We start from the raw sequence: 23371 nt of genomic DNA on the forward strand, positions 1-23371 counted from the left end.
TTGCGTCAGACATCTTCCGACAGGCACGCGCCCACGACGCGCGTGCAACGCTGGCGTGCGTCGCCCTTCATGCGCACGCTGCTCGTGCCGCTCATGCGTTTCGGCGTCTCGGGGGTGATTTCGACGGCGGTGCATGTGATCGTGGCGATCACGCTCATCGAAGCGTTCGGTGTGGGTTCGGTGCCTGCGAACGCCGTGGCATTCTGTGTGGCGACGCCGTGTTCTTATCTGCTCAACACGTTATGGAGCTTTTCCGCGCGGGTGCATCGCACGAGTCTCGCGCGGTTTCTTCCGGTGTCGATCTTCGGCCTGTTGCTCACGACATGCGTCGCACGAACGGTCGAGTACCTTGGCGGGAACCACTGGATCGGAATCGCGGCCGTGGTGCTGACTGTGCCGCCGACGACTTTCCTGCTTCACCGTTATTGGACATATCGAGGCGCGTGAGCTTGTCGATGGTTTTGCCCGCCACATGCCGCGCGCCCGTGCGCGCAGGCAAGTGACTGACCTTGACGCTGGACTGATAGCGTCGCCGTACGAGATAGAGCGGCCGCCCCTTCGATTCGTAATAGATACGTCCCACGTATTCGCCGATGACACCGATGCCAACCAGCTGAATGCCGCCAAGAAACAGGATGCCGACGAGCAGCGACGCGTAGCCCGGCACATCGATGCCGTGCACCAACGTGCGAATCACGATGTAGCTGCCGTACGCGAGTGACATCAATGCCAGCGAAACGCCGATGTACGTCCAGCATCGCAACGGCACCGTGCTGAAGCTGGTAATGCCTTCGAGCGCGAAATTCCACAGCCGCCATCCGGAGAACTTCGACTCGCCAGCGGCGCGAGGATCGCGCACGTACTCCACGATTTCCGTATGGAAGCCGACCCACGCGAAGAGACCTTTCATGAAGCGGCGGCGCTCGGGCAGTTGCTTGATGGCGGTCACGACGCGCCGGTCCATCAGCCGGAAATCGCCCACGTTCTCCGGCAGCTTCACCTCCGACAACCGGTTATGAACGCGGTAGTACAACCCCGCCGCCACGCGTTTGGCGACAGTGTCGCTCGCGCGATTGGTCCGCTTGGCGAGCACGACCTCCGCGCCGTCGCGCCAGCGTTCGATCATCACCGGGATGAGGGCGGGCGGGTCCTGAAGATCGGCGTCGATGGGAATGACGGCATCGCCTTGCGCTTCGTCGATACCTGCACTCAGCGCGGCTTCCTTCCCGAAATTGCGCGTGAAGTCGATGATGCGGATGCGTGCGTCGGCACGTCGCAAGGCGAGCAGGCAACTGAGTGTGTCGTCGGTGCTGCCGTCGTTCACACACACGATCTCGAAGCGCGCGTCGGGCACGCTGTCGAGGACAGTGGAAACGGCCCGGTAGAACTTGTCGAGCGCAGGGGCTTCGTTGTGACACGGCACGACGAGCGAAATGAGTGGCGTGCCAGATGTGCCCGACGCGCCCGATGACCCGCGATGCGCGGTCGGCGAGTGGGAGAGGGCGGTACGGGTAGCGGCGGCGCGGGGCATGGCGATTACCTCGTGAACGCTGGCGTGGTGTCCGGGCGGGGCGCACGGGCGGTGGCGGGGAGGTCGTCTCCCGACGTTTTCGTGTCGTTTGCCTGCTGGACGTCGGGCAGGTGGGCGAGGCGACGGCGGCGTCGCCACAGCATCGCGAGGGTGCCGAGCGTGATGAACGGCAGGAACTGGAAGCCGATCTGCAACGAGCCGAGCAAACCGAGCGCGGGTGTGACCCACAACAGCACCAGCCATTCGCGCTCGCCGCGCAGCCAGCCGCGTGCGATGCCGTCGCGCACGTACCACGCGATAACGAGCGCGAGCAGCGTGAGGTCGTAGTCGTAAAGGTACGGACTGACGAGCGTCGTGGCACACACGAGCGTTGCCGCGCGCAGGGCAAAGACCCCCGGACGCCGCCAGAAGTCGATCATTACCGCGACTGCACACAGCGCGATCACGCCATGCACGATAGCGGCCACTTCGACGGCCGCGCCGAGCATCCGCGCCGTGATGAAGAACGTCGGCACGCGCGCGATCTGGGCCGTCCCGTTGACGATGCTCTGCCGCGCGAATTCCGAGGCGTGCAGAAAGGTCGCGTAGACATCGATGCCGAAGACTGCGGCGGCCAGCACCGTCGTGCCGATCACCGTCGCGATGCACGCGCCGAGCGCGCGCCACTCGCGGGCGCAGAGGAACGCCAGCGGGAAGAGCAGAGCCACATGGGGTTTGACGAAGAGCAGGCCCGCGAACACACCGGCCCACACCGGGCGTTTGCGCAGCATGACCAGAGAGAAGCCCGCGAGTGCGGTGGTGTAAAGCGCGATTTGTCCGGCGATGATCACCAGCAGCACGCCGGGGAAGCCGAGCGTCGGGAAGCGTGCGCCCGGCCACGGGGCGGTGCGTCGCAACGCGGCGTAATAGAGCCCGAGGCCGACGCAGGCGTACAACGTGTAAGCGTAGGTGAACGGCAACAGCGCAATCGGCGCGAGGAACACCATCATGACTGGCGGGTAGAGCCACGGGAGGACGCCGCCGATCTTGTCCGCCCACGGTTGTTCGGCAATCTGCACCTGCGTCATCAGATCGACGTTGTAGGCATCCAGCGCATGCCCTTGCAGTACGAAATGCGACGCGCCCCAGAACGGCAGGAAGTCGAGACCGATGGGACTGATAGTCGGGGTCGCGCTCCATGCATAGCGGTATCCCCAGATGCCGAGCACGGCGAGCGCGAGCACGATGGCCGCCACGCTGTACAGACGAATGCGCGCCGGGTCTTCCGACCAGTGGCGGCGCGTGCGTGGCGCGCGGCGTGTGACGTTAGCGACGGCGGACGGCTTCGATGTCATGCAAGGTCCTCCCCCTGGCTGCATGAAACGGCGTTGCTCTATTGCGCTTCTACGACATATTGATATTAGACGAGCCGTTCTCCGAAAGGATCAATGCGCACTAACCTGAGTAGCCAGCGTACGTCCGATGGTATCCCGGCGGGGATATCGCAAACCAGCGTTTGAAATAAAGCCTCGGAATGTTAGGACTCGAAGAGGTGAATCAGGCCGAGGGTATGCCACCACAGCGCGGTGAGCGGCACAACGGTGACGAGGGCGATGGCGGCCGTCGCCAGACAATAGCGCGTGGCATCTCGAATGCCGATGCCCGCCAGCGCCATTGCCAGCACAAGAGGCGGCGCTTGATACGGCAGCGCGATGGTCGAGATGCCGACCGTCTGCGCGAGCAACACGGCCTTCACGCTCAACGGTGCGCCCAGCGCGAGCGCCGGGACGAGGGGGGTGAAGAGCGCCGGTGCTGCGTTTGAGGTGACGAGAAACGTCAGCGCAATCGACAGCGCAACCAGTATCAGAAAGGCGGGCATCGTCGACATCTGCGCCAGATCGAGTTGCGCTAACACCGGTCGCAAGGCGCTGGCCAATCCGGCATGATCGACGGCGGCCGTCAGTCCGATGATCGCCGCGACGAACCATAGCGGGGCGAGTTTGACCTGTTTCAGAAAGGCGTCCGGATTCACCAGTCGCAGCGGTCCGAGGCACAGCAGTGCCACGCCAAGGCCCACCCAGCCAGCCGCGATGTGGTGCCACGGCTCGGTGAGCCACAGCGCGAGCATCAACGTGAGTGCGCCGAGCAGACGCTTTTCGTCGGGGCGCATCGCGGGCCGCGTCATGGACGAAGCGGATGCGCTTGTGCTGTCGAGCGCCGTCAGACGGTCCGGAAAGAGGCGTCTTGCGACGATCACGAGCACGATGCCACGCACGATGGCCAGCGTAGGCACTAGCGCCACGGCGTACTCGCCGTAGCCGAGACGCAGTCCGAGCACAGTTTCGGCAGTGCCCGCCATGACGAGGTTGGGCAGGTTGGCCGGAAGGATTGCCGTCGACAATTCGCAACTGGCGAGCGCGGTGGCGAGCATCAGCCCAGTGCGTCCCGGGCGGCCTTGCACGAGGCCGACGCGGTCGCAAAAGCTCAGCACGATGGGCGTAAGAATGGCGATGCGCCCGAGCGTCGAGGGCATGACGATGCCGAGTGCGAACGCAATGCCGACGAACCCCGCGAGCGCGAGACCGTACGCGTGACCGCAGTGATCGGCGAGCCGGGAGGCGACCCGTTCGCCCAGCCCCGTGACGCTCAGCGACATACCGATGACCGCACCGCTGAAGACCAGCCAGAACGCGCTCGATGTGAAACCCGAGAAGACGACCGTCGCGCCGAGCGAAGTGCACGTGGCCAGCAGGAACATCAATAGCAGCGAGACGAGGAAGTCCGGCAACCAGCCTGTTGCCCAGTAGCTCAGGCAGAGCAGAACGACGACGGCCACGGCGAGCGTGTCGCCATGCAGCCCGGCCGCGTACAACGCGAATCCGACGAGTGCACTGACCGACGCCAGCAAGCCGTGTCGCCAGAGGTGGCCGGGGTGAAAGGCATCCGATGTGGAGGCTGTGGCGGAAGTCATGGACGTCACCTGTCATTAAATAATATATAATTTGTCTTGATTATATATAGTTAACGACGGGAGTCAGTCAATGCGCCAGTTGATGCAGCCGGAAGCGGGCACGGGAACGGCGGTCGAGCGGACATACGAGGCGTTGCGGGAACAGATCGGGCGCGGCGAGTTGAAGCCGGGCGAGGCGTTACGTCAGGACCATCTCGCGGCGGCGCTCGGGGTGAGCCATGTGCCGGTGCGCGAGGCGCTGACGATGCTCGCGTCGGACGGGCTGGCCACAAGCCGGACGAATCGCGGCACAGTCGTGACGGCGCTCACGGAAGACGACGCGCTTGAGCTGGCCGACTTTCGTGCGTTGCTGGAGGGGCGTCTGATGGCGCTGGCGATGCCGAATCTGTCGCGCGCGGATCTGGCACGGGCACGGGCGGCGCTGGACGCGCTGGAGACGGCCACCGATCTGACGGACATCGTCACGCGTAACGCGGCCTTCCACGGCATGCTGTACGCGAAAGCGGAGCGTCCATACTTTCAACGGGCGGTGGCGACGGCGCGACTCAATCTCGGCCGCTATTTGTTCCTGACGTGGCAGAAGCAGGACAACGTGACGCGCTCGCACGATGAGCACCGTGAGTTGCTGCGTCTGTGCGAAGCGGGCGACGATGCGGGTGCCGTCGCGCTGGTGCAGGCCCACAATCGCGCGACGGGTGAACAGATCGCGCGCATCATTCGCGAAGGGTGGGAGGGATGACGAGTCGCCAGACTGTCATTGCCCTCGCAACGGCGTCCGATGTCCCGACGCTCGCCCGTATCTACTACGAAGTGCGGTTGGCAACGATGACGTGGGTCGATCCATCGCTGTATCGGGCGGACGATTTCGCATCGCACGCCGCTGGCGAAGACATTCTGACGGCCAAGTCGCCAGACGGCAAAATCCTCGGCTTCATCTCCGTCTGGCCTGCCGACGACTTCATCCACATGCTCTACGTTGAACCGTCGTCGCAAGGTCACGGTGTCGGCACGCGCCTTCTACAAGCACTCCCCGACTGGCCAACCCGTCCCTACCGTCTCAAATGCCTGAACCAAAACACGAGAGCGAAGACGTTCTACGAACGCCACGGCTTCCGTGTGACCGGCAACGGTGTGTCGGAGGAAGGGGCGTTTGAGGAGATGAGCAACGCGGATTATGCAGGCTCGTCATTTGAGGCAAGCGACTTCCGATAATTCGCCAACCACTTGGTGATGTTTCCTGTCGAAACTGCCCAGGATTCAAGAAGCTGCAGGATGGCAGGATGTTTCCGAGCGAACCCACCTGATGCTATTGGTCTCCAACATCCCATACTTTTGTCCGCCAAAGTGTCCCGGCGTTGAGGTGGGACCATAAAAGGACTATATTCAGTCCTATCTGGGAAATGGACATATGGAAATGCGCTACTCCACACAGGTGAAGCCGATCAGCTACTTGAAAGCCAATGCTGCGGAGGTGCTGGCGACGCTCGCCGAGCAACGCACCCCGCTAGTGATCACGCAAAACGGTGAGGCCAAGGCTGTGTTGCAAGACGTGGCCTCATACGAGGAAACGCAGGAGACTTTGGCCTTGCTGAAATTGCTGGCGCTCGGCAATCAGGATGTGGCGGCAGGCAAAGTTAAACCGGTCGCGGACGTTGTCGCTCGTCTTCGCAAGAAGCGAAAGGCTGGGGAGTAACGAACATCGTGGTCAAGTACGAAGTGTTGTTGACCGACGGTGCCGAAGGCGACCTTGAAGGGATCTACGACTACATCGCAGAATTCGATTGTCCGCAAAACGCCGACTATGCTCTGGATCAACTGATGGACGCAGTGACAGGTCTGGAGCGATGGCCTGAGCGCGGAAGCTACCCAAGAGAACTCAGTTCGCTGGGGATCCGCGAATTCAGGCAGGTGGCGTTCAAGCCCTATCGCGTCATCTACCGAATCGTTGGAAAGCAGGTTGTCGTGTACCTCATCGCCGATGGCAGACGCGACATGCAGACCATTCTTGAAATGCGGCTTTTGACGCGCTAGAGCGCGCCGATTCCAACGTCAGAAACAAAACACCCCAGCACGTCGGCTGGGGTGTTTGTCGTTTTGGCAGACGCTGGCGTCAGACGTTGAACAGGAAGTTCATCACGTCGCCGTCGTGCACGACGTATTCCTTGCCTTCGGCGCGCATCTTGCCCGCTTCCTTTGCACCTTGTTCGCCCTTGTACTGGATGTAGTCGTCGAAGGCGATGGTCTGTGCGCGGATGAAGCCGCGTTCGAAGTCGGTGTGGATCACGCCCGCCGCTTGCGGTGCGGTGTCGCCCACGTGGATCGTCCAGGCGCGCACTTCCTTCACACCTGCCGTGAAGTACGTCTGCAAGCCCAGCAGCTTGAAGCCTGCGCGGATCACGCGGTCAAGGCCCGGCTCGTCCATGCCCATGTCGGCCAGGAACTCGGCCTTGTCGGCATCGTCCATGTCGCCGATTTCCGCTTCGATGGCAGCGCAGACCGCCACGACCGGCGCGTTCTCGGCTTCAGCGTACTTGCGCACGGCTTCCAGATGCGGGTTGTTCTCGAAACCGTCGTCCTTCACGTTGGCGACATACATCGTCGGCTTGGCCGTGATCAGGCAGAACGGCTTGATGAGCGCCAGTTCGTCTTCGGAGAGCTTGAGCGAGCGCACCGGACGTGCTTCGTTCAGCACCGGCACCACCTTCTCCAGCACGGCCACCAGCTTCGCCGCTTCCTTGTCGTTGCCCGACTTGGCCGCCTTCGTATAGCGTTGCAGCGCCTTCTCGACGGTGCCCAAATCGGCCAGCGCCAGTTCGGTGTTGATGACTTCGATGTCCGAAATCGGATTCACCTTGCCTGCGACGTGGATGACGTTTTCGTCTTCGAAGCAGCGCACGACGTGCGTGATGGCGTCCGTTTCGCGGATGTTGGCGAGGAACTGGTTGCCCAGACCTTCACCCTTCGAGGCACCGGCCACCAGACCGGCGATGTCCACGAATTCGACCGTCGCAGGCATGATGCGCTCAGGCTTCACGATCTCGGCGAGCTTGCCCAGACGCGGGTCCGGCACTTCCACCACGCCGACGTTCGGCTCGATGGTGCAGAACGGGTAGTTTTCGGCCGCAATGCCCGCTTTGGTCAGCGCGTTGAAAAGGGTCGACTTGCCGACGTTGGGCAAACCGACGATGCCGCATTTGAGGCTCATGCTAAATCCTGTCTGGCTTGGTAAGTGCGCGCCGTCGAATACACCGTGAATACCGGGGAGCCGGTCAGTGATTGCGTCGCGGAAAGTCCGCTATTGTACCCGTTCTGCCGCCAAAAGCGCCTGAACAGGACGCTTGCCACGGCAGGAGCCTTCACACCTGCCGTCGACGTCGCGCCGCCCGGCCCGGTTCAGCTCAGTTGCTTGGCCGAAAACGTGTCGCACTTACGCATGTCGCCCGTTTGCAGCCCCTGACGCAGCCAGTACACCCGCTGAGCGCTCGTGCCGTGGGTGAACGACTCCGGCACTACGCGTCCTTGCGACTGCTGTTGCAGACGGTCGTCGCCAATGGCCGCCGCCGCTTTCAGGCCTTGCTCGACGTCGCCCGGCTCAAGCAACTGGTCGTTCGCCTTGGCCGCATTGTTCGCCCACACGCCCGCGAAGCAGTCCGCCTGCAACTCCAGCCGCACCGACAGGGCATTCGCTTGCGCCTCGCTGACACGGCGGCGCGTCTCGTCGAACTTCTGGGAGATGCCGAGCAGATTCTGGATGTGGTGGCCGACTTCGTGCGCGATGACGTACGCCTGCGCAAAATCGCCACCAGCGCCGAAGCGCTGCCGCAGCTCGTCGTAGAACTGCAAGTCGATGTACACCTTGCTGTCGCCCGGGCAGTAGAACGGGCCCATCGCAGTCTGGCCGGTGCCGCACGCCGTGGGCGTCGCGCCCGAGAACAGCACCAGCTTCGGCGGCACGTACTGACGGTTGATCTGCTGGGGGAAGACCGTCGTCCAGGTGCGTTCGATGTTGCCGAGCACCTTGCGGGTAAAGACGGCTTTCGGGTCGTTGATCTGCGCCTGCGACGGCGCGGATTGGGGCTGAGATTGGGTCTGCCCCTGAATCATCTGCGAGCCCTGAATGATGACGCGTGGGTCGATCCCGAAGAAGTAAGAGGCGGCGAGCGCGACAACGATCGTGCCGATGCCGATGGTGGTACGTCCGCCGAATCCGCCACCTCGGCGGTCTTCGACGTTCTGGCTTTCTTGTTCGTTGTCGAGGCGCATCGGGAGCTCCCTGTTTAATCTCGTTGCCGCTATGCGCCGAAGTATAGCGCCCGCAATCGTAGTGCGACGCTGTGTCCCAGCCGCGCAAGCGAGGCAGGACGTCGCGCCTGCGGCGGGCGTGCGACAATACGCCATCTCGATTTCGGAACCAGCGGTCTTGCGCGATTCAGGCGCTGGCGCTGCATTTGCCGCATGTCTCAAACGCATCCCTCCAGCCAGACGCACGATGTCGTCGTCGTCGGTGGCGGACTGGTCGGAAAGGCCGCCGCCTTGCTCCTTTCGCAGGCGCGCCTGTCCGTCGCGCTACTCGCGCAACCCGCAGCCCCCGCCCCGACGGGCGGCGACATGTGGGACGCCCGCATCTACTCCCTGTCGTCCAGTTCGCAAGCGCTCTTCGAGCGCATGCGCGTGTGGCAGGCCGTCGATCCGGCACGCGTCAATCCCGTCTATGACATGGAAGTGTTCGGCGACGAGCGCGGCAGTCTGCATTTCTCCGCCTATCAGGCCGCCGTGCCGCAACTCGCCTGGATTGCCGAGTCGTCGAATCTGGAACGCGCGCTCGACGCCGCGCTGCGTTTCTCCCCGCAAGTGCAATGGCTGGACGCACGCGCCGAAGCGCTCGAAGTCGACGCTGCCGCTGCATCGGTGCGTCTGTCGGACGGCAAGACGCTGCGGACCTCGCTGGTGGTCGGCGCCGATGGCGCGCACTCGTGGGTGCGCAGCACGGCAGGCCTTGACGGCACAGTGCGTCCCTACGAGCAACTGGGCGTCGTGTGCAATTTCCGCGCGGAACGTCCGCACCGCGATACCGCATTCCAGTGGTTCCACGACGGCGAGATCGTCGCGCTACTGCCGCTGCCCGATCAGCACGTCTCGCTGGTCTGGTCCGCGGGCGACGATCACGCGAAGCATCTGCTTGCGCTTGATCCCAAAGAACTCGCACAACGCGTCGGAACGTTCTCGAACGGTGAACTTGGTCAACTGACGCCTGTCTCAGCGCGCGCTCAGGGTTTCCCGCTCGTACTGGCGCAAGCCAAGCGTCTGATCGCGCAGCGTGTGGCACTGATCGGCGATGCGGCGCACGTGGTGCATCCGCTCGCAGGACAGGGCATGAACCTCGGTTTGCGCGACGTGGCGTCGCTCGGCGACGCGCTCGCCGGGCGCGAATCGTTCCGCGACTGTGGCGACGATGCGGTGCTACGTCGTTACGAGCGCGCTCGCAAGGAAGACATCGGCAGCATGGCGTTCACGACGGATGGCTTGCATAAGCTGTTCTCGACGAGCAGCCCGCTCGCGAAGTTCGTTCGCAACGCGGGCCTCGACGGCGTGAACATGCTGCCCTTCGTCAAGAAATTCCTGATCGGCCGCGCCCTGGGCTGACCCTTTCGGCGCAAGCGCCGGCAACCCCTGCTACATGCGAGGCAAGCCGGTCGCGCCTCTCGATCGTCACATTTCTGGAGATATTCGATGTTGCAACGTTATCGCGCCGCGGCGTCCGCCGGATTGGTTCTCGCCGCAGTCTGCGCAGCCACCTTCACGACGTCCGCCGTCGCACAAAACAAGCCCGACGCAACGCTCGACCGCGTGAAGGCTGCCGTGCAGAAGACGCTCGGCGCCGATGCGCCGGTCAAGGCAGTGGCGCGTACGCCGATTCCCGGCCTCTTCGAAGTATCGGTCGGCGGCGAGATTCTCTATGCAGACGAGAAGGCTCAGTACGTGATTCTCGGCGGCAATCTGGTCGACACGAAAACGCGTCAGAACCTGACCGAAGCGCGTCAGTCCGAGCTCAACAAGGTCGACTTCGCCAAGCTGCCGTTCGATCGCGCTTTCAAGTACGTGAAGGGCAACGGTAGCCGTAAGATCGCCGTCTTCTCCGATCCGAACTGCCCGTACTGCAAGCGCTTCGAAGAAACGCTCAAGGGCTCGAAGATCGACAACGTCACCGTCTACACCTTCCTGTACCCGGTGCTCGGCCCGGATTCGGATGCCAAGTCGAAGGCCATCTGGTGCGCGCCCGATCAGCTCAAGGCGTGGCACGACTGGATGCTCGACAAGAAGGCTCCGCCGACTCCGACGGCCAAGTGCGACGACAAGCCCGTCAAGGACAACTTCGCGCTGGGTCATCAGCTCAACATCACCGGCACGCCGACGATCATCCTGTCCGACGGCCGCCGTCTGCCGGGTGCCGTGCCTGCCGAAGAACTGGAAAAGGCGCTGGCCACGGTCAAGTAAGTTACCGTCCGCACGCCCCCTCCGAGAACAAGAAGCCGCTATCTCATGAAAGCCACGTCTGCACCGTCTGCCCCGCCTGCCATTAGGTACGCGATCGTTCCGAAGTCGCCCGCCGCCCATCTGTTCGAAGTGACCGTCACGGTCTCGAATCCCGCGCCCGAAGGCCAGCGTTTCACGCTGCCCGCGTGGATTCCGGGCAGCTACATGGTGCGCGAGTTCGCCCGCAACATCGTGACCATCGGCGCGACGTGCCGGGGGCGCAAGATCGCGCTGGACAAGCTCGACAAGCACACGTGGCAGGCCGCGTCGTGCAAGGGCACGCTGATCGTGACGTATGAGGTGTACGCGTGGGATCTCTCGGTGCGCGCCGCGCATCTGGACGACACGCACGGCTTCTTCAACGGCACCAGCGTGTTCCTGCGCGTGCAAGGGCAGGAACACGCGCCGTGCGAGATCGACGTGCTGCGTCCGCGCGGTGCTGCGTTCAAGGCATGGCGTGTCGCCACGGCGCTGGAGCCTGCGGAGGGTACGGCAGCGCTCGATTTCGGACGCTATCTGGCCGTCGATTACGACGAACTCATCGATTCGCCGGTCGAGATGGGGACGTTCGTGCACGGCACGTTCAAGGCGTGTGGTGTAACGCACGAAGTCGCCATCACGGGGCCTGTGCCGAATCTCGATCTGGATCGTCTGCTGCGCGATATGAAGAAGATCTGCGAAGCGCAGATCCGTCTGTTCGAGCCGGGCGCCAGTTCGCGCTCGCGCGTGCCGATGCCGCGCTACGTTTTCCTGTTGATGACGGTCGGCGACGGCTACGGCGGTCTGGAGCATCGTGCATCCACCGCACTGCTTGCGAGCCGTAACGACCTGCCGGTGCAGGGGCAGGCGCGCATGAGCGACGCCTATCGCGGCTTCCTTGGACTGGTGAGCCACGAGTACTTCCACACGTGGAACGTCAAACGCATCAAGCCTGCGGTGTTCGCACCGTACACGCTGGATCAGGAGAGTTACACGCGCCTGTTGTGGCTGTTCGAGGGCTTCACGTCGTATTACGACGATCTGATGCTCGTGCGCAGCGGCGTGATTGCGCCGAAGGACTATTACGAACTCGTGTCGAAGACGGTGGCGAACGTGCTGCGCGGCAGTGGCCGACTCAAGCAGACTGTCGCCGAAAGCTCGTTCGACGCGTGGACGAAGTACTACCGTCAAGACGAAAACGCGCCGAATGCCATCGTCAGCTATTACACGAAGGGTTCGCTCGTGGCGCTTGCGCTGGACCTGACAATCCGCGCGCAAACCCGTGGCCAGAAGTCGCTCGACGACGTGATGCGCGCGCTGTGGCAGCGCTACGGTCGCGACTTCTATCGTGGCGCGCCCGAAGGGATTGCGGAAGACGCCGTCCAGCCGTTCTTCGAAGCGGTCTCGGGTCTCGATCTGTCGGAATTTTTCGCGACGGCGATCAACGGCACGCGCGACTTGCCGCTGGCGACGCTGCTGGAGCGTGTCGGCCTGACGCTCGAACCGGTGACGCCGGAGAACGGTCGTCCGGCCATGGGTGTGAAGACGGGCAAGCGCGGCGAAGAGGTCACGCTGGCGCAGGTGCTCGACGGCGGCGCGGCGCAAGCCGCCGGTCTGTCGGCGGGCGACTCGCTGGTCGCCATCGACGGCTTGCGTGTGACGTCAGGCAATCTCGACAAGCTGCTGGAGCGCTATCGTCCGGGCGACCGGGTGACGGTGCATGCCTTCCGCCGCGACGAGTTGCGCGAGACGTCGCTCACGCTCGATGCGCCTGAGGTCACGCAGTACCGCATTACCGAAACACGCGATCGCGCCGGTGCGCAGCGACGCGAGAAGTGGCTGACGGCCTGAGCGGCCGTCGCTCTGCGCATCGGGCACTTCACAGTCTCAGCCCCTTCCTTGTGATCGTCCCGCGTTCGTCCTGAGCGCGGGATTTCAATGTAGCCCTCAGCTCTGCGCCGGACCCGGCACCGACGGGTCGCGATTCTCCTCCGGACACGTCCGCGCCACGGCGAGCATGTGCTCGATGAACGCTTGCGTCTTGCGCGGCAGGAAACGTCGCGACGGCGTGACCAGATGGACCGAACTCTCGGGCAACGACCAGTCGGGCAGCACCTTCACGAGGCGTCCGGACTTGAGCGCGTCTTCGGCCAGAATGTCCGTGAGCGCGGCAATGCCGCTACCTGCGAGCGCCATCTCCTTGACCATCCCCATGCTGTTGGCCTGAATCGCCCCGTGCATGGTGATGTCGACGCGCTGGCGGCCCTTATGCAGCTCATCGGAATTGAACAGACGCCGTGCGCCTTGCAGGATGATGAAGCGATGGCCGTCCAGCTCGTCCGGGCTGCCCGGGAGGCCCGTTGCGCTGAGATAAAGCGGGCTCGCGTATAGGCTGCGGGTGAGCTTCAGGAGCGGACGTGCCACGAGTGTGGAGTCGGAAAGCTGACCGGCACGAATGGCGACGTCGACACGTTCGGCAATCAAATCGACATGACGCGAACTCAGGTCCACGTCGACGGTGATTTCGGGAAAGGCCGCACAGAAGGTGGCGAGCGGTACGGCGAGCCATTGCGTGGCGAAGTCGGCCGGGGCGGTGATGCGCAGACGTCCGCGTGGCTTGCTCGACATTTGCGACGCGAAGTCCCGCGTCTCTTCCACTTCTTCGAGGATCGGCAGGCAGCGCTCGTAATACGCCTCACCGACTTCCGTCAGTTCGAGTCGACGGGTGGTCTTGTGGAGCAGCTTCGTGCCGAGGCGCGCTTCGAGCCGCGACAGACGCCGACTCACGGTCGCTTTGGGCAAATCGAGCCGTTCACCGGCCCGCGTGATGCTGCCCGAGCGCACGACCTCCGCGAAGATCAGCATGTCATTCAGATCGTCAATCATCGCGCGCGCTCCCTGCTCTCTGTGGTGCGGTCATTCGGTATGAGGTCGCGCCATGATGCAGCGAAATTGCCCGTGCTGCCCCCCAACCCTGCGGCGCTTCGTCATTGTTCCAAAATAGGAACAAACAATTCGATTTTACCGGCTTGTTTCATTTTTGGGGGTAACTAGAATTCATCCCAAGCCGACGTGCAATTCAAGGCGACCCAAAGCGGGCAGCCTGGCGCGAACGGATTTACGAACTTTCGGGAACACCCCCGGCTCTGGAGCCAGTGACATGACCACCATTCTGCAAATCAATTCCGCCGCCCGCTCGCAAGGCGCCAACTCGACCACGCTCGCTAACGAAACCGTGGCGCAACTCGTCGCCAAGAACCCGGGTGCCAAGGTCGTTGTGCGCGATCTGCTGGCCGAAGGCGTGCCGCACCTCGACGAGGCCGTGATCGGCGCATTCTTCACGCCGGAAGACCAGCGTTCGGACGAGCAGAAGGCCATCATCGCCCGTAGCGACGCGCTGATCGCTGAAATCCAGTCCGCCGACACCATCGTCTTCGGCGTGCCGCTGTACAACTTCCATGTGCCGACGCAGCTCAAGGCGTACTTCGACTGGATCTCCCGTGCTCGCGTGACCTTCCGTTATCGCGAAGACGGCACCGTGGAAGGCCTGATTCAAGGCAAGAAGGTGATCGTAGCGTTTGCGCGCGGCGGCAACTACAAGGACACGCCGGCCGACAGCCAGACCCCGTACATCAAGACGATTCTTGGCTTCCTCGGCATGACGGACGTGACGTTCATCTACGCCGAAGGTCTCGCCCGTGGTCCGGAATCGGCAGCTGCCGCATTCGCCGGTGCCCGCGAAGCCATCGCTGCGCTGTAATCACCGAATCGCTGTTGCTTCTCCCGCACGCGCAGGTTCCCCCATGGCCCATCCGACGCCCTTGCATCCGCGTCTGACCAAGCGCCCGGCCGCCCATGCCGGTGCGAACGCCATCCCGCGCGTGCTTCCCGTTTCCCGTCCCGGCCGATGTGCGGCTGCGGCGGGAGCGGGCGTTTTCGATCAGGTCGAGCACACGGACCCGTTCCTGTCGGTCGACCTTTTCCGTCGTCACGGCGCGTGCATTCCGCCGCATCCGCATGCCGGGTGTGTGGTGGCGACGTATCTCTTTCCCGAATCGACGACCTCGCTGCGCAGCCGTCACGCCCACGGTGGCGACGACACGTTGCATCCCGGCGATCTGCTCTGGCTGGAAACGAATTGCGGCACGGTGCATGAAGACGTCCCGGAGAACGCATGCGCGTCAGTGCGCGGCGTGCGCATGGTCGTCAGTCGTGCCGGACAGCATCCGCACGGCTCACCTTTGCAGACGGTCGTGCGCGCTGGGTCGATGCCGCGCTGGCGCGAGGGTGACGTCGAACTGACGTTGATCTGTGGACGCTGGGCTGAGCATGCGGTGGAGCGCAACGACGGCGGTTGTACGACGTTGCTGCAACTCGACTGGCATGCCGACGCGGTTCGGACGCTCGACATTCCGTGCGACGGCCGCCGTTGGATCGCGTTGATCGCGCAGGGTGACGCGGCAGTCGCTGGACACCCGTTGCGTGCGGAAGGCAGCGTTCAGGCGTTGTTGTTGCCGCCCGGCACATGGCAACTGGCAGGACGCAGCGGCGCGCGACTGATGCTCGCTGGTGGCGAACCGCTGGAGGCCCCCGTGGTGTATCGCGGCAACTTCGCCGCACGCGACGAAGCCGATCTGGTTGCCCTCACGCGCCGCTATCAGCAAGGATCGATGGGCGTGCTCACGCCTGTGTGTAACGAGGCGAAGTAGTTACTGCGTTACGTTGACCTTCAGAAGTGCCTGTCGAATCCGCTGGACTTTGATGGCGTAGTTGGCGATCCCGATCATCGACGAGTCGTCGTCGTTACTTTCGCTGTCTCCCCCGAAATGCAGACCGACGACCTTGCCATCCGATAGGCGTATGACAGGCGAACCGGAGTTGCCTTCCCACGTCGACGAGTCATAGGCGAACTGTGATTCGTCCAGCATCGGTCCGGGAATGACGTAGCCCGGTGCAAATCGTTCGACGGAGAACGGTACGGACTGATCGGGAAGCCCGAACACGGCCTTGATCTGTTCACTATTCAGGCTCGTGCAGAGCTTGCCGCCGGAGGCCGTGCCGCACATCAAAGGAGGCGCGGGATACCCGATCACCGCGACGCGATCCTGTTCTCCCAGATCGTAAGTGTCCGCCAGCGGGGCAGGCGGTGGCAGCGCATTGTCTTCGGTGCGAAGAATTGCAAAGTCGGCGTATTTGTCGTCCAGATTGCCGACATCCTCGATTGCGACGATGCGCACATTGCGCGGGGTCGTACGAGAGAGGCACTTCGAGTATTCCCACGGGAACGACACTCTGAGGACCAGCTTATCGTTCTTCATGTGCCATTTGCCTGAACCGTCGATATACGCGTATTCCTGAATGACGTGGCGGTTCGTCATGACGTGCGATTTTCCGACAACGAAAACGGTCGCTCCCGGCTGACCAACGACCGCCTGCTCGTTCTTGTACGTAAAGATGACGCCGACGCTGCGCGCTACTGCAGCGATCGGGCTCGATACCTGATCGATCGCATTCTTCCACGCATCCGGATCTTTGATCTGACCATTGAGAATCGGTGCGCCGGAACAAATGCCATAAGTCGGGCGCATGGTCTTCAGGATGGTTTCCAGGCCTGTAACGATCTTGTCGGGCGACGTCGGCGGTCTGCCGTCGATCAGCTGATTGGCAGACGCGATGTTCTCGCGCGTCTGCACAATGATATACAGGCGAGATTTGGCTTCAGCGGACTTCTTGCCGAAGAGCGAAGTTTGCTCTTGCTTCAACAATCGATCCTGCCGATTCAGTATCTTCTTGATACCCGATGCACGGGCCTCATCGAGCACTTGCGACTTGGCTTCAGACGAAATGTTGGCAATGGGAGATTGAGCGAGCGCGTGCGGGCCGATCCCAAGCATTAGCACGCAAGCGGCGATCAGTTGGGGCAGTCGGCTCATTGCTTCCACGCTTGCGGAACGGCGCGCACGGCAGCATCGGCGGCGGCGTATTGGGTCTTGGCCTTCTCGAAGTCCGCTTTCAGTTCGTTGAAAAGCGCGACGAGATCCGAAATCGAGACGTGCTTGTCGTCGACCAGCGTGACGAGCTGAGCCTCCGCATCGATGAGCTTTTGGCGCACGATGACCGGCGACGGGCTGGCACTTAGCGCGTCGTATTCCGCGAGTTGTTCGTTCGCCAGCAAGCCCAGTTCACGAATGCGAATGTCGTCGGCGGCGGCCGAGATACCGTCGGGCGTGACGAATATTTTGCGGAAAGTGGCCAACGGTCGTTGCAGCGCGACCATCTGGCGGTTGGTCCACGCGTTCTCAAGAGGCTTCGCGCGAAAGTCGTTGTTCATCACCTTGTCGAATTCCTTGTGGTAGGCGTGAACATAATCCGCGAAGCGCTCCTTGGCGGCCATGTCGTTGTACGCCGTCATTCCCGTCTCAACAAGCGCGATGATGGCCTTGTAGGCTTCGACGGCCAGCGGAATGGCGACAAACGGCGTCTCCTTGTCGCCGTCTGTCGTCGCTCGGCCCTTCCAGGCACCGAGTTTCACAGCAAGGTCCTTCGAGCACTCGCGCACGGCGTCTTGCGGTGCGACCGTGTCGGACAGACCGGCAACCTCAATGGGTTGGCGCGCTTCCTGGAAGCGTTTCCATTGACCACCGATAGAAGCATCGCCGGGGGCGAGCACCGCCTTGAGACCACTCGAATACGTCGCCGAAAACTTCATGGCTGCACGTTCCCGAACGAAGTCATCTGCCCCGGCGCAAACGAAGCGGGCGAACCCGAGTTCATTTGGGGTGTTGATGTCGGCGTTCGGTGCGGTTCGGAATGTCCGGACGTAATACTCGACGGCCTCCGCACGCCGTGCGCGCGGACGTGCCTGACGCTCTGTCTCAAGCGCGCTCGCGGACGCCTTTACTGCGCCATCGAATCCATCGGCAGCGCTTTGCAAGGTTTCTGTTTTTCGGAACTGAATCGCAGAACATCCCGCGAGTGCGGCGATGGCGACAACGATGACGAACGACCGCGCGGCATTGGCACACGCGGTGACAGCGACTCCCCGATTTGCCATCTCGAACCCCCGTACGAATAGGCAAACTGCGTTATGACGAACGTCTTCTGATTGTTTTCATGCGTTGCGAGGACACTCGGATGGCGTCCTGTCTGCAGCGCGGCGTCATCATGTCACGCAGACTGGGGTCGCACAATGAAACGGACGATGTGAATCGAGTGTTTGAAATCAGGCTTCGCTTTAATGGCGAATCGAGGCCGGACGGGTGAGATGCAGCGGGGAGGCGGAAGGTGGGGGAGGGATTTGCAGGAAACCCGGCGGCAGTCGCCGGATTTCCCGCATCAGCCCGATCAACAGTGTGAGCGGGCCGACAACAACACGATTACTGATGGAAGTTCAGCGTCAGCATGGCGGTACGGCCCGGTGCCCACGTGGCGTAGATCGGGTATGCGCTGGCGTAGTACTTCTTGTCGAAGATGTTCTGCACGTTCAGTTGCAGATCCACCGAGCGCGACACGCGGTAGGTGGCGACCGCGTCGAAGCGGGCATAGCCGGGCGTCCACTTGCGAACGGTCGACGACACCGATGCGTAGGTCAGGCTCGAGAGCGTCATGCCCGCGCCGAGCGTGAGCTTCGGCATCACTTCGTAGTCCGTCCACAGCGTCAGGTTGTGCTTGGGCACCATCACCATCGGCAGACCGTTCGAGCCCGGCGCAGCGGCCGGACCGGCGTCGGTCGTGATCGCGTTCAGGTACGAGTAGCCGCCGAACACACGCCAGTGGTTCGTCAGATTACCTGCCCAGCCGAGTTCTGCACCGCGCACGCGCTGGCTACCTGCGTTGATCGTGCCACCGAGACCGTCGGAGACGCGAGCGTTCGTCTTGTCCGTCTGGAACAGCGCGGCGGTCAGCGACAGACGTTGGTCGATCACGTCCCACTTCGCGCCGACTTCGATGTTGCGGCTGCGCTCGGGCGAGAGGTTGTTGTTGGTCGAGGTGATCTGATCCGTGCCGCCGCCCAGACCGCTGTTCGCACCCGGCGGGTTGGCCGACGTGCCGTACGACGCGTACAGGCTCAACGACGGCAGCACCTTGTAGACCACGCCTAGCTGGAAGCTGAACAGGTTCGAGGTGTTGTTCAGGTTGGGCGCGCCTGCTTGCACGGCGCTCACGTCGAAGCGGTCGAAGCGCGCACCGGCGTTGAGCAGCCAGCGGTCCGAAAGCTTCACGCTGTCGAACAGATAGGCCGATGCGGTGTTCGTGCGCGTGTTGGTGGCCGCACCCGGGAAGGACTTGTCGCCATTGAGCGTGAGGCTGCCGGTCCACGGATTGTCCGGGTTCCAGTTGCCGATGGTCGTGCAGTTGTACGCGATCGAGCACGGACCGCCCGAGCGGATGTTGTTGCCTGCGCTGTCTGCGACGAGATAGCCCTCGTAACGGCTTTGCTCGTTGCTGAACTCCAAGCCCGTCGTGAGTGTGTGCTCGAAGCCGAACAGCGTGGCCTTGCCGGTCAGTTCCGTCTGGTTGGCGATGCTGTTGGTGGCGTACTTACCGCTCTTGGCCTGCAGCGAAATGATGTTCGACGTGGCCGACTGGAACTGCGGGTTCGTGGCGACGTAGTCGAGCGTCGAGCGGCCGACCATCGTGGTGTTCTTGATCTTCCACGTGTCGTTGATGCGGTGTTCGACCTTGATTTCGCCGGTGTCTGTCTGACCGCGACGGTAATCCCGATTGTTCAGGCCGTAAAACTGGTTGCGCTGGAAGCCGCCGTCAGGCGTGCCGCCCGCCGAGCGGAACGGTGCGCTGAAGTCCGGCATGTCGTACGAATTCAGGTGGTAGTAGCTGATCGTGACGGTCGTCGGGCTGTTCAGGCCGAACGCCACCGACGGTGCGATACCCCAGCGCTTGCTGTAGACGTTGTTGCGACCGGCCTGATCGGCGTCGTGACCCATCATGTTCAGGCGCACGGCGGTCTGGTCGTTCACCTGGCGGTTCACGTCCAACGTCAGACGCTTGTAGCTGTTGGTGCCGAGACCGAAGCTCGCGTTGGTGAAGTCTTCCAGTCGCGGTGTCTTCGTGGTGATGTCGATGCTGCCACCCACGGCGCCACGTCCGGCGTAGACCGAGTCCGGGCCCTTGATGACGCTGATGTTCTCGATGTCGAACGTCTCGCGATTTTGCACGCCGGAGTCGCGCATGCCGTCGACGAAAATCGAGTTACGCGATTCGAAGCCGCGAATGACCGGACGGTCGGCGGACGGGTTCGCCGCAGCGTCGCCACCGAGGAACGTGATGCCGGGCACGGTCTTGAGCGCGTCGGCGAAGGTCGTGGCGTTCGTCTGCTTGATCAGCTCTTCAGGAATGACGGTGATCGAGCGAGGCGTGTCGCGCAGCGGGGCGACGAACTTGTACGACGGCAGCGTCTTCGTCTGCATGGCCGACGGCACGGCGCTGTCGTTCACCTGCGTCGTGGGCAGCGCGACGGCCGGAGCGTTGGTCGAGCCAGCGGCTTGCGGCGCGGCACTCGCGGTATCACCGGCATTACCAGCGTTAGCGGGCGTTTGAGCGTGAGCGGATTGGGAGGCGAAGCTGCCAGCGACGACTAGGGCGCAGGCGACGGCGAGCAGACGCTCGCGCGTCTGAAAAGCGGTAGACATACGTGTGTTCCAGCTGCGGCGCCACCTTGGGACACTTAGCAGGCCAGGTAACGCACGGTTTAGTAGTTTTTGTTAATGAGATTGATAGGGATTCTCATTACGGAAATGGAGTGTAATGGCATCGCTTATGTATGTAAATGCTTAAAAGCGTATGCGGGATCGTATATTTCAATGGATGGAACCGTCGAGACCTTGGTTCACTGCGGATTTTTGTCAGTCATAGCGATCATTTTCCAGAGAATCTGCAGGAATGATCGTCATGACTGACATATTTGCGCACGACGAACTACGCCGGAACCTGCCAGTCGATGGGCGTCTTACCGTGCTTTTCGAGGAAGGCGTTGGCGGCGCTGAAGTGACCGCAGCCGAGGAAGCCGCGATGGGCCGATAGCGGGGAGGGGTGCGGCGCTTCGAGCAGCAGGTGGCCGTGACCGCCGAGCAAGGGGGCTTTTGCCTGAGCATGGCTGCCCCACAGCAGGAACACCAGCGGGCCCTGTTGTTCGGCGAGGCCGGAAAGCAAGGTGTCCGTGCAGGCTTGCCATCCACCCTTCTTGAACGGCTTCGCGTGGCTCGCGGCATTGGCAGCTTCGACCGTGAGCGTCGTGTTCAGCAGCAGCACGCCCTGTTTCGCCCAGGCGTCGAGGTTGCCATGCGACGGCGGCGCGATGCCCAGATCCCGTTCGATCTCTTTGTAGATGTTGCGCAACGATGGCGGAACGCGCACGCCACGCTGCACCGAAAACGCCATGCCGTGCGCCTGTGCAATGCCGTTGTCGTCACCGTGATACGGGTCCTGTCCAAGGATGACGACTTTCACGTCCTTCGGCGACGTCATGCGCAGCGCATGGAAAATGTCCGCCGGATAGACGGTCTTGCCCGCCGCGACTTCGGCGTCGACGTATTGGCACAGCGGGGCGTAAGCGTCGCTCTGCACGAACGGTGCGACCAGCGTTTTCCACGCGTCGGGCAGCGCAGCGAACTGATCTTCGACGCGGCCCTTCAACGGACCGGCCACGGTGTCGGGACCGTCGGTGCTGACGGTCGGACGAGCGTCGTCCGTACCGTTCGTCTCGCCGAAGAGAGAGCCTTGTCGCGCCTCGTCAGTGTTCGAGGCGGTTGCCGTGCGTGAGCGTGATGCCATGCGTGATGTGTGCTGAGTCTGCTGAATTAGCGGGTTCGTCGAAGTGCGAGGTCGAAGCGCGTTCAACCGCCCAGCACCTTCTGACGCAGACGATAGCCGCGCTGCGCTTTGCTGACGTTGTCGCTGTGCAACTCCGGCAAGACCGCGCGCAGGTCTTGCGCGAGCGCCTGGAGAATGCGTTCGCCCTGACCGTCGTGGTCGTCGTCCGGCGCGTCGAGCAATTCCAGTTCCACTTCAATGAGTGGTTCCGTGTGACGCTGGCCGTCGGCCTGCACGGCGACTTCGCCACGATCGAACGCGATTTCCACGGCCGTGCCGTCACCCGCGACGTAGCGCCACAGGCGTCGCACGAAGTTCGTCTCGAACTGTGCCACGACCTTCGTGCCTTCGTCCCGCAACAGCGCGGCCGTTGCAGGCACATCGCAGGCGTCGATGAGCGGTGCGAGTTCAAGCGCCTCGCCATGCACGGCCTGCTCCCATTCGTGGCGCACATGCAGCCCGTCGCGCGCTTCGCCCACCGACTTGAGCGTTTGCAGCCACTGTCCGGCATGACCGTCGCGCGCCACGTAGCGCAGTCGCAGCGCAGCCTTGGCGCCTGCGAGCGCGAGATCCGGCGTATCGAAGTAACGATTGACGAGATGACGTTCGCCGCGCGCCTCAGCGCCGGGCAAGCGGTCGAGGTGTGCAATCAGCGCGTCGGCGCGTGCTGCGGGGAGGTTGCCCGGGAGGGCCAGTTTGAGTTCGCGTTCGATAGCCATGAGTTTCAGTGCGATCAGCGGGGCATGTCGAACAGGGTGGCGAGTGCGTCGCCCGGCTCGGGCGCGCGCATGAAGGCTTCGCCGACGAGGAAGGCATTGACGTTGGCCGCGCGCATGCGCGTTACGTCGTCACGCGAAAGGATGCCCGACTCCGTCACGACCAGTCGATCCTGCGGGATATGTTTCAGCAGGCCGAGCGTCGTGTCGAGCGTGACTTCGAAGTTGTGCAGGTTGCGGTTGTTGATGCCCAGCAGCGGGGTGCGCAGTTCCAGCCCTGCGTCCAGCTCCTGACCGTTGTGCACTTCGACGAGCACGGCCATGCCTAGCTCGTGCGCCTGCGCTTCGAGATCACGCATTTGCGAGAGTTCGAGCGCAGCGGCGATCAGCAGAATGCAGTCGGCGCCCATGTCGCGCGCTTCGTACACCTGGTACGCGTCGATCATGAAATCCTTGCGCAGGACCGGAAGATCGCACGCGGCGCGCGCCGCCTTGAGGTACTCGGGCGCGCCCTGGAAGAACTGCACGTCGGTGAGTACCGACAGGCACGCGGCACCACCTTGCTGATACGACTCGGCGATCTGCGGCGGCACGAAGTTCTCGCGAATCACACCCTTCGACGGGCTGGCCTTCTTGATTTCGGCGATGACACCGGACAGGCCAGCGTCGATCTTCGTGCGCAGTGCGCCCACGAAGTCGCGGGTGCGCAGCGCGCTGTCGCCAACGGTCGCTTCCGCGTCGCGGCGCAGGCTCGCGAGGTCACGCACGCGCTTGGCTGCGGCGACTTCTTCGGCCTTCACGGCCAGGATCTTGTCGAGAACGGTAGACATA

At 62.9% G+C, this 23371-nt stretch carries 22 protein-coding genes and 1 pseudogene; 10 read left to right on the forward strand and 13 right to left on the reverse strand.

The features are described from left to right. Window positions 1–5 precede the first annotated feature (5 nt). Window positions 6–158, reverse strand: a complete 153-nt coding sequence (locus tag ACIQWO_RS25280; RefSeq protein ID WP_402830178.1) for a hypothetical protein — start codon at window positions 156–158, stop codon at window positions 6–8. Between ACIQWO_RS25280 and ACIQWO_RS25285 the strand changes: the two are divergent. Next, window positions 94–372 (forward strand): annotated as a pseudogene (locus tag ACIQWO_RS25285) (GtrA family protein); the annotation flags it as partial. The gene ACIQWO_RS25280 and the pseudogene ACIQWO_RS25285 sit on opposite strands and share 65 nt — an antisense overlap. On the opposite strand, the gene ACIQWO_RS25290 reads toward ACIQWO_RS25285, so the two are convergent. From ACIQWO_RS25290 to ACIQWO_RS25300, 3 genes are all read right to left on the reverse strand, one after another. After that, window positions 317–1531, reverse strand: a complete 1215-nt coding sequence (locus ACIQWO_RS25290) for a glycosyltransferase family 2 protein (RefSeq protein ID WP_402830078.1) — start codon at window positions 1529–1531, stop codon at window positions 317–319. The pseudogene ACIQWO_RS25285 and the gene ACIQWO_RS25290 sit on opposite strands and share 56 nt — an antisense overlap. A 5-nt stretch (window positions 1532–1536) precedes the next feature. Continuing rightward, window positions 1537–2865, reverse strand: a complete 1329-nt coding sequence (locus ACIQWO_RS25295) for a glycosyltransferase family 87 protein (protein ID WP_402830081.1) — start codon at window positions 2863–2865, stop codon at window positions 1537–1539. 182 nt (window positions 2866–3047) lie between these two features. After that, complete coding sequence (locus ACIQWO_RS25300; protein WP_402830083.1) at window positions 3048–4481, reverse strand: SLC13 family permease; 1434 nt, start codon at window positions 4479–4481, stop codon at window positions 3048–3050. 70 nt (window positions 4482–4551) lie between these two features. On the opposite strand from ACIQWO_RS25300, the gene ACIQWO_RS25305 reads away from it, so the two are divergent. From ACIQWO_RS25305 to ACIQWO_RS25320, 4 genes are all read left to right on the forward strand, one after another. Further along, window positions 4552–5220, forward strand: coding sequence for a GntR family transcriptional regulator (locus ACIQWO_RS25305; RefSeq protein ID WP_402830085.1), 669 nt, complete (start codon window positions 4552–4554; stop codon window positions 5218–5220). Continuing rightward, window positions 5217–5693, forward strand: coding sequence for a GNAT family N-acetyltransferase (locus tag ACIQWO_RS25310; protein WP_402830088.1), 477 nt, complete (start codon window positions 5217–5219; stop codon window positions 5691–5693). The genes ACIQWO_RS25305 and ACIQWO_RS25310 overlap by 4 nt, the downstream gene beginning before the upstream one ends. A 202-nt stretch (window positions 5694–5895) precedes the next feature. Beyond that, entirely contained in the window at window positions 5896–6174 is a 279-nt protein-coding gene (locus ACIQWO_RS25315) for a type II toxin-antitoxin system Phd/YefM family antitoxin (RefSeq protein WP_402830171.1), read from the forward strand. Window positions 6175–6182: 8 nt separating this feature from the next. Next, window positions 6183–6512 (forward strand): type II toxin-antitoxin system RelE/ParE family toxin, encoded by a 330-nt coding sequence (locus ACIQWO_RS25320; RefSeq protein ID WP_402830090.1) that lies wholly within the window; start codon window positions 6183–6185, stop codon window positions 6510–6512. 79 nt (window positions 6513–6591) lie between these two features. Here the strand turns inward: ACIQWO_RS25320 and ychF are convergent, their stop codons facing one another. Then, entirely contained in the window at window positions 6592–7686 is a 1095-nt protein-coding gene (ychF, locus tag ACIQWO_RS25325) for a redox-regulated ATPase YchF (RefSeq protein ID WP_150578521.1), read from the reverse strand. A gap of 188 nt (window positions 7687–7874) precedes the next feature. Continuing rightward, complete coding sequence (locus ACIQWO_RS25330; protein ID WP_402830094.1) at window positions 7875–8744, reverse strand: neutral zinc metallopeptidase; 870 nt, start codon at window positions 8742–8744, stop codon at window positions 7875–7877. A 192-nt stretch (window positions 8745–8936) separates the two neighbouring features. Here ACIQWO_RS25330 and ACIQWO_RS25335 point away from each other — a divergent pair, with 192 nt between their 5' ends. The 3 genes from ACIQWO_RS25335 to ACIQWO_RS25345 all read left to right on the forward strand — a co-directional run bounded on the left by ACIQWO_RS25335 (window position 8937) and on the right by ACIQWO_RS25345 (window position 12845). Continuing rightward, window positions 8937–10124 (forward strand): UbiH/UbiF family hydroxylase, encoded by a 1188-nt coding sequence (locus tag ACIQWO_RS25335; protein ID WP_402830096.1) that lies wholly within the window; start codon window positions 8937–8939, stop codon window positions 10122–10124. A gap of 87 nt (window positions 10125–10211) precedes the next feature. Continuing rightward, complete coding sequence (locus ACIQWO_RS25340) at window positions 10212–10976, forward strand: DsbC family protein (RefSeq protein ID WP_402830099.1); 765 nt, start codon at window positions 10212–10214, stop codon at window positions 10974–10976. A 45-nt stretch (window positions 10977–11021) separates the two neighbouring features. Next, entirely contained in the window at window positions 11022–12845 is a 1824-nt protein-coding gene (locus tag ACIQWO_RS25345; protein WP_402830102.1) for a M61 family metallopeptidase, read from the forward strand. Between the two features lie 96 nt (window positions 12846–12941). Here the strand turns inward: ACIQWO_RS25345 and ACIQWO_RS25350 are convergent, their stop codons facing one another. After that, the gene (locus ACIQWO_RS25350) at window positions 12942–13880 is read right to left on the reverse strand and encodes a LysR family transcriptional regulator (RefSeq protein ID WP_233328549.1); all 939 of its coding nucleotides are present in this window, start codon (window positions 13878–13880) and stop codon (window positions 12942–12944) included. 274 nt (window positions 13881–14154) lie between these two features. Between ACIQWO_RS25350 and ACIQWO_RS25355 the strand changes: the two genes are divergently transcribed. Then, entirely contained in the window at window positions 14155–14754 is a 600-nt protein-coding gene (locus ACIQWO_RS25355; protein ID WP_402830105.1) for an FMN-dependent NADH-azoreductase, read from the forward strand. Between the two features lie 43 nt (window positions 14755–14797). Continuing rightward, on the forward strand, window positions 14798–15703 hold the full coding sequence (locus tag ACIQWO_RS25360) for a pirin-like C-terminal cupin domain-containing protein (protein ID WP_402830108.1): 906 nt from the start codon (window positions 14798–14800) through the stop codon (window positions 15701–15703). Here the strand turns inward: ACIQWO_RS25360 and ACIQWO_RS25365 are convergent, their stop codons facing one another. The 6 genes from ACIQWO_RS25365 to trpC form a co-directional block, all read right to left on the reverse strand. Then, a complete protein-coding gene (locus tag ACIQWO_RS25365; RefSeq protein ID WP_402830173.1) occupies window positions 15704–16927 on the reverse strand; it encodes a trypsin-like serine peptidase in 1224 nt (407 codons plus the stop codon). Beyond that, complete coding sequence (locus ACIQWO_RS25370) at window positions 16924–18048, reverse strand: hypothetical protein (RefSeq protein WP_402830110.1); 1125 nt, start codon at window positions 18046–18048, stop codon at window positions 16924–16926. Before ACIQWO_RS25370 ends, ACIQWO_RS25365 begins: the two co-directional genes overlap by 4 nt. Window positions 18049–18370: 322 nt before the next feature. Continuing rightward, window positions 18371–20644 (reverse strand): TonB-dependent receptor, encoded by a 2274-nt coding sequence (locus ACIQWO_RS25375; protein ID WP_402830112.1) that lies wholly within the window; start codon window positions 20642–20644, stop codon window positions 18371–18373. Between the two features lie 286 nt (window positions 20645–20930). Further along, entirely contained in the window at window positions 20931–21785 is an 855-nt protein-coding gene (locus tag ACIQWO_RS25380; RefSeq protein ID WP_402830114.1) for a uracil-DNA glycosylase, read from the reverse strand. Window positions 21786–21847: 62 nt separating this feature from the next. Next, window positions 21848–22543: a CYTH domain-containing protein gene (locus tag ACIQWO_RS25385; protein ID WP_402830117.1), complete on the reverse strand. Its 696-nt coding sequence runs from the start codon at window positions 22541–22543 to the stop codon at window positions 21848–21850. A 14-nt stretch (window positions 22544–22557) separates the two neighbouring features. Next, window positions 22558–23370 carry an indole-3-glycerol phosphate synthase TrpC gene (gene trpC / locus ACIQWO_RS25390; protein WP_150578535.1) on the reverse strand — a complete coding sequence of 271 codons (813 nt, stop codon included), beginning with the start codon at window positions 23368–23370 and terminating at the stop codon, window positions 22558–22560. Between the last annotated feature and the right edge of the window lies 1 nt (window position 23371).

The organism is Pandoraea sp. NPDC090278 (assembly GCF_044772185.1).
Taxonomy (GTDB): domain Bacteria; phylum Pseudomonadota; class Gammaproteobacteria; order Burkholderiales; family Burkholderiaceae; genus Pandoraea.